9 protein-coding genes are annotated in these 12247 nt (G+C 70.4%); 2 read left to right on the forward strand and 7 right to left on the reverse strand.

The features are described from left to right. Positions 1-49 precede the first annotated feature (49 nt). From ABT129_RS01000 to ABT129_RS01020, 5 genes are all read right to left on the reverse strand, one after another. On the reverse strand, positions 50-490 hold the full coding sequence (locus tag ABT129_RS01000; RefSeq protein ID WP_351894935.1) for a hypothetical protein: 441 nt from the start codon (positions 488-490) through the stop codon (positions 50-52). After that, complete coding sequence (locus ABT129_RS01005; protein WP_351894938.1) at positions 487-5106, reverse strand: putative T7SS-secreted protein; 4620 nt, start codon at positions 5104-5106, stop codon at positions 487-489. Before ABT129_RS01005 ends, ABT129_RS01000 begins: the two co-directional genes overlap by 4 nt. After that, on the reverse strand, positions 5106-5753 hold the full coding sequence (locus ABT129_RS01010) for a hypothetical protein (protein ID WP_351894940.1): 648 nt from the start codon (positions 5751-5753) through the stop codon (positions 5106-5108). Before ABT129_RS01010 ends, ABT129_RS01005 begins: the two co-directional genes overlap by 1 nt. Continuing rightward, the gene (locus ABT129_RS01015) at positions 5750-6214 is read right to left on the reverse strand and encodes an SseB family protein (RefSeq protein WP_502981604.1); all 465 of its coding nucleotides are present in this window, start codon (positions 6212-6214) and stop codon (positions 5750-5752) included. Before ABT129_RS01015 ends, ABT129_RS01010 begins: the two co-directional genes overlap by 4 nt. 430 nt (positions 6215-6644) lie before the next feature. Continuing rightward, positions 6645-7289 (reverse strand): hypothetical protein, encoded by a 645-nt coding sequence (locus ABT129_RS01020; protein WP_351894945.1) that lies wholly within the window; start codon positions 7287-7289, stop codon positions 6645-6647. Between the two features lie 236 nt (positions 7290-7525). Between ABT129_RS01020 and ABT129_RS01025 the strand changes: the two genes are divergently transcribed. Further along, positions 7526-7864, forward strand: a complete 339-nt coding sequence (locus ABT129_RS01025; protein WP_351894947.1) for a DoxX family protein — start codon at positions 7526-7528, stop codon at positions 7862-7864. Between the two features lie 15 nt (positions 7865-7879). Here the strand turns inward: ABT129_RS01025 and ABT129_RS01030 are convergent, their stop codons facing one another. Together ABT129_RS01030 and metG are read right to left on the reverse strand one after the other, a co-directional pair. Then, positions 7880-9721, reverse strand: a complete 1842-nt coding sequence (locus ABT129_RS01030) for an NlpC/P60 family protein (RefSeq protein WP_351894950.1) — start codon at positions 9719-9721, stop codon at positions 7880-7882. A gap of 145 nt (positions 9722-9866) precedes the next feature. Continuing rightward, positions 9867-11471 (reverse strand): methionine--tRNA ligase, encoded by a 1605-nt coding sequence (gene metG / locus ABT129_RS01035; RefSeq protein WP_351894953.1) that lies wholly within the window; start codon positions 11469-11471, stop codon positions 9867-9869. Positions 11472-11581: 110 nt separating this feature from the next. On the opposite strand from metG, the gene ABT129_RS01040 reads away from it, so the two are divergent. Next, complete coding sequence (locus ABT129_RS01040; RefSeq protein ID WP_351894956.1) at positions 11582-12238, forward strand: response regulator transcription factor; 657 nt, start codon at positions 11582-11584, stop codon at positions 12236-12238. Positions 12239-12247 lie beyond the last annotated feature (9 nt).

Consider the following 12247-nt stretch of genomic DNA (forward strand, 5'->3'; position numbering starts at 1 on the left):
GCCCGGAATCCACTCGGATTCCGGGCCCTTTCCGCTCGCCGTGGGAATTTCACACGAGCGACGCGCGGAACCTCTCCACGGAGGAATGGAGGTCACTTCTCGCACCGGCCCCCGCGGGAAGATGCGAGAGATCCCTCTCCGCAAGTTCCTGAGTGGACCGGAGAACCTCGGCCCCGAGCTCTTCGAGCGTGCACTTTCCCAGCGTCGTCCCCGGCGCCGAAACCGTGACGACGCCCTTGCGGTCGCGCCTGAAGTCGAGTCGGAACGACGTGTCGGTACCCACGAACGACACCGCCTTCCTCTCCCCGGTGAAGAGGGGACGGAGCGAGTCGAGCAGGAGGGGAACCGACAGATAGATCATCATCCCCTGGTCGGGGACGTGTCCGGCCGACCCCACCGTTCCGCTCTCCCCCTCGCAGACGATGTCCCCGAGGTCGAAGTCGCTGGGTTCGCCCTGCTCGGGGCGCACGGTGAAGCTCATCCTGATCACGGGCTGTAGCTCTTTCCTATCGGGAAGAAGGTGACGATGCGATTTCCGTCGGTGGAGTCCACGACCAGACGGTAATTGGCCCGCATTCCGTTCACTGTCATACGTTTCTCGAACGTCTGGTATTGGTTGTTCGGATCGGACATGCGATTGCCCTTCTCCACCATCTTCTCCGCCGCTGCCTCCACCTGCGCGCGTGTCGTGGTGGGAGGCATGAGATCCCCGTGTCCCCCCTTGGCCGTACCGCTGATGTGCCGCTCGTTGATGTGCCGCCATCCCTGCTTCGCGTTGCCGTCCTCCATCCTCGGCGTCGCCCGGCACAGCGCCAGCCCGAGCGGGTCCATCCACATGTACGGATTGGGGCCGTACCATCGCGGATTCGGGCCGCCCTCCAATCCGATGGGATCCGCACTCACGTAGTGCGAGACGTCCGGGTCGTAGTACCGGAAGTAGTTGTAGTGCAGCAGGCTTTCGGGGTCGAAATACTGCCCGGGAAAGCGCAGCGGGGTGTAGGCCGTGCTGTCCGACGCCCATGTCGTGGTGCCCCACAAGGTGCGGCGACTGCGCCAGGAAAGAGATCCGGACTCTTCGACGAGTTCGGTCGGGCTGCCCACGAGATCGGTGACGATGGCGAAGAACCGCTCGTCGATCGTCTCCTGCGGAGCGTCCCGCCCCGAGATGCGTTCCGTCTGGGCCAGCGGACGGAACTCGTCGTGATCCCAGGTCAGGGTGACCGCGTGGGGAACGTCGGAAGCCCGGCTCGTCTCCTCGCACAGCGTGACGCCGTCCCAGGTGAACGTGATCTCCTCCAGTGCGGTGCGCCCGTCCGCCGCGAGACGCTGCTTCGCGATGCGTCGGCCCAGCGCGTCGTACCGGTACCGCCAGAGGGTTCCCCCGGGTGTCGTCACCGATATGAGCCGGTCCTCGGCGTCCCACGCGTAACGCCACGTATCGGCTTTGCGCGAGAGTCGCGTCTTCCGGCGAAGGACGGTCCGCCCCTGCGCGTCGTACTCGTAACGGACACTGCCCGCGCGGGAGACACGTGTGCCGGTGTAGCCGCGAGCGCCGGTGGCCTCCTGCCCGGGGTGGGACGCCGGCCAGGAGGCGGCGCTCAGGTTTCCCGACGCGTCGTAGACGTACTCCTCGGTCCAGTTCTCCGCGCGCACCGTCGTCACCCGTCCGACCGGGTCGAGGTCGAAGCGACGGGCCCCGGTGAGCAGGTCGTCGATGCCGGCGAGGCTGCCGTCCTCGCGATAGTCGTATCCGCGCCGCTGGAGGGTGCTGCCCCCGCCGACGACCTGTTGGTCCTTGAGGCGGCCCATGAGGTCGAAGGAGTGCCGGAGCGTGACGTCCTCTCCGAGGTGACGGGCCAGCTCCCGACCCGCCGCGTCGTGCTCGAACCTGAAGGTGCGCCCCGAGGTGGTGAGCGAGGCTCTGCGCCCGGCGGGGTCGTACGTCCAGGTGCTGACGGCCCCGGAGGGGGTCGTCCGCCCGGTCCGGCGGCCCAGGACGTCGTGCGTGAAGGTGACCGTGCGGCCGTTCACGGTCTCCGATTCGAGCCGCCCGAAGCGGTCGCGCATCCGGGTGAGCGTGGCGCCGTCGCCGGTGGCCCGGGCCAGCTCGTCGAAGATGTCGTACTCGAACGTGGTGACCGTGCCGACGGCGTCCTTGAGCACCACCTGACCCAGTGCGTTGTGTTCGTACCGGATGCTCTCTCCCAGACCGTTCGTCCGGGACGTGAGCCGACCGGCCGGGTCGTACGCGTACGAGAGGGTGCGGTCGTCGAAGTCGCTCTCGCGTACGACCCGGCCGGCCGGGTCGTACGTGTAGGTCCAGGTCAGCCCCCGTGGATCGGTGACCTCGGTCAGGCGCAGGTTCGAGTCGTAGCCGAAGGCGTACCGCACTCCGTCCGGGCCGGTCCGGCCCACCAGCAGATCGAAGTCCGTGTACTCGTGCACGGTGACTCCGCCCAAGGCGTCGGTGTGGCTGACGGGATTGCCCTCACCGTCGTAGGCCCACCGCTGCTCGCTGAGATCGGCGTCCAGGCGGCGCGCGAGTCTCCCCTCGACCGTCCACTCGAACCTGGTGGTCGCTCCGACCTCGTCCACCACGGTCACCGGACGGCCGAACGCGTCGCGCACATAGCGGGTGGTCGCGCCGAGGGGGTCGGTGAAGGAGACGACCAGCCCCGCCTTGTCGCACCGCACGGTCGAGCTGTTGCCCAGAGCGTCGGTCGTGGAACGCAGGTGACCCGACGCGTCGTACGCGTAGTGCGTCGTCGCGCCCGTCGGTTCCGTGACCGACGTGCGGTTGCCGCGTGCGTCGAAGGTCTGGCGGACGGCATTGCCGTCCGCACCGATGACGCGTACGGGGAGACCGTTCTCGTCGTACTCGGCCCGCGCCTGGCGACCGTCCGAGCGGTCCACCCTGGTCGGTCGGCCGTGCTCGTCGTAGGTGACGCGGCCGACGTGTCCCAGCGGGTCGGTGTGCGACAGCAGCCGGTTGTGCCGGTCGTACTCGAAGCGGGTGACCGCGCCCAGCGCGTCGATCTCCGCGACGACCTGGGCGCGTTCGTTGATCAGGTGGCGCTCGGTGTGCCCCATGCCGTCGGTGACGGTCGTCAGGCGCAGACCCGTCGCCGGGTCGACGTCGTCCCAGGTGAAGGTCGATTCCAGGTGGCCGTTCGCACCCGACTGGTAGGTGCAGCGGTCCCGGTCGTCGTAGACGTAGTCGAAGCGGTGGCCGTTGGTGTCGGTCCACGACGTGATGCGGCCGTGCTCGTCGCAGCCGAAGCGGACCGGGCGGCCCGAGGAGTTGGTGACCTCGGTCAGGTGGCCGTCGGTGTAGCCGTACCGCAGGATCTCCTGGTCGGAGCCGTCCGGCGCCGCCCCCGCGAGGTGGAGGGCCGTGACCCGGCCCTCGCTCGTCGTGAGCTTCAGGTGGTAGCCGCCGTGGTGGACGATCGCCGTCGGGGCACCTGCCCCGTCGTGTTCGAAGGCGATCCAGCGGCCGTTGCGGTCGTCGATCTGCGCCAGGAGCGCGAGTTCGTCGGTGTGGTCGGCGAAGTGCCGGACCGTGCCGGTGTCCGGGTCGGTGATCGTGTAGCCGTCCCCGACCCGGTCCAGCGGCCACTGCCGGCCGTGCGTGGGCACGACCGGGACGCCGGGGGCCGGGTGCGGGTAGGCGAGCAGGCTGCCCTCGTCGCAGCTGAAGACCACACCCTCCGCGTCGATCTCCAGGCGCTGGTCCACCGTCGACGACCACGCCGGGCCGAACCAGCGTCCCGAACGGCGCGAGGAGTCGAAGGTGCGCCGGAAGACGAGCGGCAGGGAGCCGGGCAGGGCGATGTCCGTCTGGGGCAGCAGCATCCGGCCCGTCGCGATGTCGATCGGGTCCTTCTTGCAGACCGTCTCACCGCACTTCTTGCCGTTGCTGTCCGGGTCCTTCTCGTGGTCCCCGCGGCTGCCGGGCGGCTTCTTCCCGTCGGGCAGGTGCTTGCTGCCGTTCAGACCGACGCGCAGCCCGCTGCGCAGGACACCCGCGCCCTTCGTCCCGAGGATCTCCGGCACCAGCCGGCCGAGGAACTCCGACGGGTCGCCCTTCGCCGCGTCCCAGGCGTTCTTCAGCGCCCGGTCCGGGTTCGCCGCCGTGGACACCAGACCGGCGAGCGTCATGTTGACGCCCTTGTAGTACTCCGCCGGGTGGGTCAGGTTGTACGCGTCCGCGGGGTTCACCGAGCGGACGAAGTTGACCAGGCCGGCCGCGCCCTTGACGACACCGCCGCCGAAGTGGGCCAGTTCGATGCCCTGGCCCATGCCGTAGTCCATCAGCTCCAGCTGGGCCCGCTCGCGCCCCGTCGGTTCCTTGGGCGCGTGGGCGAGCGCGGTGGTCACCGCCGCCTTCGCGGTGTCCCCGGCCTCGTCGCGGGCCTTCCGGGCGTCGTTCAGGATCTCCCGGGCGCGCTGCCGCTTGGTCTCGCCGGGGTCGGAGAACTCCCCGGGGTCGGGCAGCGGACTGTCGCCGGTACGAGCCGCGTTGTAGGCGTCGACCTTCTTGTTGTACGTGTCGGCGGCCGTCCTGGAGTCCTTGTCGCCCTCCTTGTAGAGGGCTATCGCCTCACGGGCCTTGCCCTGCGCGCTCACGACCGCCTTGGAGTACGTCTCCAGTGCCTTGGCCGCGTTCTCCATGGCGTCCGCCGCGTGCAGCCAGTCGGTGGGCAGCGTCTGGAACTTCTCCCGGAACGTGTCGGCCGCCTCGCCCTTCCAGTGACCGGAGTCCAGCTTCTTCATCCCGCCGCCGACCAGGTCGAACGCCTTCTGGAAGTCCCGGAGGTTCTTCACCGCCTCGGCGATCTTCTCCGGCTTGCCGTGGACGAGCTCGTTCGCCTCCTCGGTCTGCCCGAGCTGCTGCTCCCCGACCGTCGCGCCGAGCGACGAGGCGGTCTCGTCGCCCCAGTCCTCGACCGAGTCCGCCCAGTCGTGCGCCCCGACCTTGTCCAGGCCCTGGCCGGCCTTGTCGGTCACATAGTCGACACCCTCACCGACGAGCTGCTTGCCCTTGTCGATGCCGTCACCGATCTTGTCGATGCCCTTGTCGACCAGACCTCCCCAGTCCACCATCAGCGGTTGTCCCCCCAGCGCGGCTGCTCGGCCTGTTCCACGGTCGCCTCGTCCGGGTCGAGGTCGGCCTTGAGCTGACCGTCCAGACGGTCACGCATCGCCGGGTCGATCAGCCCCTGGCGCTCCATCGAGTCCAGCTGCGCGTCCATGACGTCGTAGCCCGTGTTCTTCCAGGTCTGCTCGACCTCCTGGTGGGCCTCGCTGAACGACTCCCCGCTCCAGTCGGCGTTGTCCCACATGTGCTGGTCGCGGATGGTGTCCCAGCGCATCCCCTTCACCTCGTCCTCGGACAGGTGCGGGTTGCCGTTGAGGGAGTTCGCCCCGATCTTGATCGAGTCCTTGATGTACTGCTCCTGCTCCGCGAACGACCCCGCCGACAGGCCGACGCCCTGCGCGAAGCCGTTCCCCCGTATCGCCAGCGCGCGGACGCCCCACTCCCAGCGGTTGCAGAAGGTCTCGAACTCCGACGTCAGACCGCCGTGCCCCAACTCCACTCCCGACAGGGCCAGGTCGGAGAAACCACGACCCGTCGACGCCTCCCCGATCATGCCGAGCTCCTTCAGCTCGGCATGCGCCAGGTCGATGCCCTGCGCTATCTCCGTCAGCGCCGCCGCCGGCGCCGCCAGATCCGGCTTGTCCCCACTCATCGCGTCCCCGTTCCCCCGAGATCCACCGCCACCTCGTCCGGCACGATCCCCGCCACCGGCGGAAAGAGCCTGCCGTCCGTACTGCCCGCGTCCAGCGCGACACCGCCCGGACCGGGCAGCATCGGCACCATCACGTCGAGGAGCCGCGCGCCCAGGATCGCCCGGTACGCCCACTCCCGCCCCGCGTCCCCGCGTGCCTCCGCGAACCGGGCCAGCGCCTCCTCGTCCGAGAACGCGCAGATCCACCGCACCCCGTTGAGGTCCGCGGTCCACAGACTGTCCTGCTCGTCGAACGGCACCAGGACGGCGGTGCGCCGGAATTCACCGAGCACCCGCGCAAACTCCCGCCGGGCCGCGGCGATCTCGTCGGTGGCCTCCGCCCGCGGTACGGCCCCCGCGGGCGGGTCCTCCGGTACCGCCTCCGTCTCCGGACACACCGCTTCGACGTGCGCGTCCGCCAACTCCGACAGTCTCGAAACCTGCCGAGACCTCGGCACTTCTTCCCCGTTGTCACTCACCCGGGCATGCTGCCACGCGTGCGTTCACGCGAGCAACGAACACGCGCCCTACTCTGTCTCCGCCGCTCCTGCCCGTGTTGCGGAGCGGAATCCGCTCACGGAGGCGAGGAGGTCGTTCCTCGCTCCGTCTCCTTCGGGAAGGCGCGAAAGGGCCTCCTCCTCCAGCTCCCGCGCGGCAGTGAGAACCGCAGAGGCGAGGTCCTCGACGCCGGGCCTGCCGAGCGGCGTCCCCGGGGCCGCGACCGACACGAATCCGTGGCGGTCGCGTCGGAAATCGAGCCGGAACGACGTGCCGACGCCGGTGAAGGGTCCCCGAGGTCGAAGCCGCTGTCCTCGCCCTGGCCGGGGCGGACGGTGAACCTCGAACTCGGTCCTAGACGGTTTCGTTCATCATGTTCCTTATCGCGTGGCGCAGTTGGGCGTCTGACAGGTCCCCCGGCTCTCTGAGGGCGGGGTCTGTTCCGTACTCCTCCAGGGTCGCGGAGACCTGGTCGAAGAGCTCGGCCAGGGGCCCTCGCAGTCGTTCCCCCTTCGTCTGCGCGGCCCGGCGGCCCGCCCACCAACCATGGGCGAAGGCGGATGCGTCGAGTCTCTCCGACGCGAACTCGCCGAGCAGGAACAGTTGGTGCGCTGCCGCGCTGCCTGGTTCGGTGTCGGCCGGCCGCGACCAGGCCAGCCGTGCGGGCGGATGGGCCGCCGCCACTGTGACCAGAACCGGATTCCGGTGGGCCAGGGCGCGGGCGTAGCGCGCGAAGCGGGCGCGGGCCTCGTCGACGCCTTCGCCCACGGCCGCCGCCATGAAGCGGGCCGTTCCGCCGAGGAGCGCGTACCCCGGGCCGGGCAACCGCACGACGCCCTGACGGTCCGGGGTGGAGAGGACGCACGGCAGGCGGACGATCTCATGGCCCGAGCCGATCGACAGCCGGGCTCCGGCAGCTCCCTCGGACTCGTAGAGCACCGAGCCCGCTCCGACGGCGCGGCAACCGGCCGCGATCCGCCGCCACAGCGTCGGATCCACGCCCGGCCCGGCCGGGACGGGAGCAACCGGGCCAAGGCTGTCGTCAGCAGCGTCCCCGATCATGAGCGCGGACCTTCCTGTCGGGAGTTCACCGGCTTTTCCTCCGTATCGCGGGGGAGCGATCTCGGGACGCCCGTTTCCCTTCTCGTTCCTGTCACACATCCCGTCCCCGCTCCGTCAGTGCTGTGTCCGGCTCGAACGAGGCGGACTACGGAGAGGCTGAAGGAGCCCACGCCATGTCCACCACCACCACCGTCGTCACCGCCGTCGCCGCGTTCATGGCCGGGTTCTCCGGGGCGTCGGTCTTCCTCCGGGCGACGTTCGTCGTCGAGCCGCTCGCCGCGTACGGGGTGCCCCGGGCCTGGTGGAACTGGCTCGGGGCCGCCAAGGTCGCCGGCGCCGTGGGGCTGGTCGTCGGGTTCTTCGTGCCCCTCGTCGGGACCCTGGCGGCCGTCGGGCTCGTCCTGTACTTCGCCGGAGCCGTGGTCACCGTGCTCCGGGCCCGCTCGTACGGCCACGTGCCCTTCCCGCTGGTCTACATGGCGCCCGCCGTCGCGGTCCTCGTGGTCGCCTGACCGTCGCGCGGGGCGTCAGAACCGGCGGATCACCCGCAGGGACTTCGTGTACAGGTCGGTCGGCGCGCCGTTCAGGATCGACTTGGCCCCCAGGTCGGCCATGGTCGGGCCGTTCGGGGTCCTGCGGCTGGAGACGAACCGGAGTTTGCCGTGCTGGTCCCGGCCGACATAGATGCCGGTGTGGTCGACGACCCCGGCCGTGGCCTCGTTGTCCGCGGGGTCGGTGGGCGCGTCGAAGAACACCACGTCACCGACGCGCAGCGCGGCGAGCGAGGGCGGCGCGTCGGTGCCCTTGGCCACGACCGTGCCGGGGCCGGAGGTGGCCTGCCGCTTCGACTCACGGGGCAGGTTCAGGCCGTTGTACTTCTTGTGGAGGACCATCGGGATGCCCATGTGGTGGCCGTAGACCATGCGGACGAAGCCCGAGCAGTCGAGGTTGCCCCGCCACTTCGTCTCCGGGACCCCGGTGCTCTCGCCGCTGGCGGGGAAGGTCCAGGCGAGCCCCATGTACTCGTGGAAGTCGGCGCCGACATAGCGCAGTCCGGCCCCGTCCGTGTCGCTGTACCCGGACGTGCCGAGGACCCGCGCGCCCTGGAGCGCGGGGTCGGTCACGGTGGGCGCGTAGGGCCGGAACATGGAGGCGTACGCGAGGGCGTCGGGCGAGGTGTCCCCGGCCCAGGCACGGATCCGCTGCTCAAGCGCCGGGGACCAGGTGCCGTCGAAGGGCTCGGGCAGGACCCGTACCCAGGTGTCGTGGCAGACCACCGGCGGGTCCGGCCAGTCGGCGGAGGCGACCACGAAGTCGTAGATCCGCGCCTCCAGCGGCACCGTGGCCCCCTTGGAGGCGAGGGCGCGGACTCCGAGGGCGCCCGCGTCGAAGACCCTGTCCGGCCGCTGCTCGGGGTCGCGCACGGTGTGGCGCCAGTCCTCCGGAGTGTCCGTGCCGTCGCGCCAGGCGCGGGCCCGGATCAGGGGACCGCTCTTCTCCACCTGCACCCACCAGTGGTCGAAGGCGGCGAAGCCGGTGTCGACCGTGACGGCGGCGGCCAAGGTGGTGGTGTCGTCCGCGAGTTCCTTCTCCAGGGCGAGGCGTACGTCACCGGCGGGGGTCACTTCGAGGCGTGCCCGGTAGTGGTTGTCGACGTCCTGGACCCCGAACGAGAGCGCCAGTGAGACGGGAGCGCCAGTGGGGACCGTGTCGAAGGAGAAGCGGGCGGAGGCGTCGAAGTCGCCGACCTGCCGGTCGGAGAGGAAGACGTGCCGGCTGGCGTCGTCATCGGTGAGGGCGATGACGGCGCGCCCGGCCTCCAGGAAGTAGTTCGCGGCCACGCCGTTGTGGGACGACCAGGTGCCGCCGCCGGGGGAGACGCCCCAGCCCGCGGCCGGTGTGCGGTGGAAGCGGTCGGTGAAGGGCTTCTTCTGTTCCGTGAACCAGCGCTTCGGTCCGCGGACCGTCACCGTCTTGGCGCCGGTGGTGAGGACGGCGAGCACTCCGCCCTCGTCGGACACCTCCAGGCAGGCGGGTGTGCCGGGGAGGACGCGGGTGGTCAGCGCGCCGGACGGATGGGCGGCGAAGTGCCACGGGTCGCCGGGGTCGGCCACCATCGGGAGCTTTCCGCCGGGCGCCGAGGGCACCGCCGGAGCGGCTGTCGTGGCCCCCGCCGGCGCGGCTGTCGTGCCCCCCACCCCCGGCGCGCCGACGGCGGCGGTGGCCGCGGCGAACGGCAGCGAGCCGCCCGCCGCCACTCCGGCGAGGACGGCGAGAGCCGACCGGCGGTTCGGCGCGGTCGTGGACCCGGCCGCGGGCGTGGAAGCGGGCGTGCCCGTGGCTGTGGAAGCGGGCGTGGATGTGGACATGGTCGAGGCCCCCCGGCGTGGACGGACCGGCCCACCGGCCGGTCTGATGATCAGAAGGGGGACCCTACCCGCGCGCTCACGCGGCTGTGGCCGCCGCCCCGGGCGGGAGCGGCGGCCACAGCCGTACGGGCAGGAGCGGAGGGACTCAGTCCTTCTTCTCCTCCAGGCGCGGGAACAGCACCGCGCCCTTCGTCACCGTCGCGCCCGCCGGGAGCTGCCCCCACGTGGCCGCGGACTGGACCGGCTGCGCGGCCAGGGCGCCCAGGGACGCCTCGGCGCCCAGGGAGTCCCACAGGGCCTGCGAGGTCTCCGGCATGATCGGGTTCAGCAGGACCGCGACGGCGCGGAGGGACTCGGCGGCCGTGTAGAGGATCGTCGCCAGGCGCGCCCGGCCCTCCTCCGACTCGTCCTTCGCGACCTTCCAGGGCTCCTGCTCCGTGATGTAGCCGTTGACCTGCTTCACGAAGTCGAAGATCGCCAGGATGCCGGCCTGGAAGTCCAGCTCCTCGCCGATCTTCGCGTCGGCCGTCGCGACGGCCTTGGCGAGGCCCTCGTGGATCGCCTTCTCCGCGTCGCCGTCGGCCGCCGAGGCCGGCAGCGCGCCGTCGAAGTACTTGCCGACCATGGCGGCCACGCGGGACGCCAGGTTGCCGTAGTCGTTGGCCAGCTCGCTCGTGTAGCGGGCGGTGAAGTCCTCCCACGAGAACGAGCCGTCCTGGCCGAACGCGATCGCCCGCAGGAAGTACCAGCGGTACGCGTCCACGCCGAAGTGCGAGGTCAGGTCCTGCGGCTTGATGCCGGTCAGGTTCGACTTCGACATCTTCTCGCCGCCGACCATCAGCCAGCCGTTGGCCGCGACCCGGCCCGGGACCGGCAGGCCCTGCGCCATCAGCATCGCCGGCCAGATCACCGCGTGGAAGCGGAGGATGTCCTTGCCGATGAGGTGCACGTTCGCCGGGAAGGTCTCGTCGAACTTCGCCGGGTTCTCGTTGTAGCCGACGGCCGTCGCGTAGTTCAGGAGCGCGTCGATCCACACGTAGATGACGTGCTTCTCGTCCCACGGCACCGGGACGCCCCAGTCGAACGTCGAGCGCGAGATGGAGAGGTCCTCCAGGCCCTGCTTGACGAAGTTCACGACCTCGTTGCGGGCCGACTCCGGCTGGATGAAGCCCGGGTTCGCCTCGTAGAACTCCAGGAGCTTCGGGCCGTACTCGCTCAGCTTGAAGAAGTAGTTCTCCTCCTTGAGGATCTCCACCGGCTTCTTGTGGACGGCGCACAGCTTCGTGCCGTCCTCGGCCTCGATGAGGTCGCCGGGGAGCTTGTACTCCTCGCAGCCCACGCAGTACGGGCCTTCGTACCCGCCCTTGTAGATCTCGTCCTTGTCGTACAGGTCCTGCACGAACTCCTGCACGCGGTCGGTGTGACGCTTCTGCGTGGTGCGGATGAAGTCGTCGTTCGCGATGTTCAGGTGCTCCCAGAGGGGCTTCCACGCCTCCTCGACGAGCTTGTCGCACCAGGCCTGGGGCGTGACGTCGTTCGCCTCGGCCGTGCGCATGATCTTCTGACCGTGCTCGTCCGTGCCGGTGAGGAACCACACCTTCTCGCCGCGCTGACGGTGCCAGCGCGTGAGCACGTCGCCTGCGACGGTCGTATAGGCGTGGCCCAGGTGAGGAGCGTCGTTGACGTAGTAAATGGGGGTCGTGACGTAGAACGCCTTCGCCCCCTGCTTCTCGGATCCAGTGGCCGCCATGGTCGAAATCCTAACGGTCGTACGAAGATCCACTCACATCGATGACCGCCGGGCGCCGGCGGCCCGGGGCCGGGGGTCGCCGTGGTCGTGGCCTGGGGAAGATGGACGGCATGCGAGTACTAGTAGCCGAGGACGAGCGGGACCTCGCCGCGCTCGTCGCCGTCGGCCTCCGGCGGGCCGGCTTCGCCGTCGACACCGTCCACAGCGGCGACGCCGCCCTCGACCACCTCGGTCTCCACCCCTACGACGTCCTCGTCCTCGACCGCGACCTGCCCCGCGTGCACGGCGACGACGTCGCCCGGCGGCTCGTGGCCGCCGGCTCCCCCACCCGCATCCTCATGCTGACCGCCGCCACGGGCGTCGACGACCGGGTCGAGGGGCTGGACCTCGGCGCCGACGACTACCTCGGCAAGCCCTTCGAATTCCCCGAGCTGGTCTCCCGCGTACGGGCCCTGCGACGCCGTTCCGCCCGGCCGCCGCTGCCCCCGCTCCTGGAGCGGTACGGGCTCCGCGTCGACACCGTCCGGCGGACCGCGGGCCGCGACGGGCGGGACCTCGACCTCTCCCCGAAGGAGTTCTCCGTCCTCCAGATCCTGCTGGAGGCCGAGGGGGCCGTCGTCTCCGCCGAAGAGCTCCTCGACCGCGCCTGGGACGTCCACGCCGACCCCTTCACCGGTGCCGTACGCGTCTGCATGAGCAAACTGCGCGCCAAGCTCGGCGAGCCGGGTCTGATCGGGACCGTGCAGGGCGTGGGGTACCGGCTGTGAGCGCGTCCG

The organism is Streptomyces sp. NPDC002057, assembly GCF_040296665.1.
GTDB lineage: Bacteria > Actinomycetota > Actinomycetes > Streptomycetales > Streptomycetaceae > Streptomyces.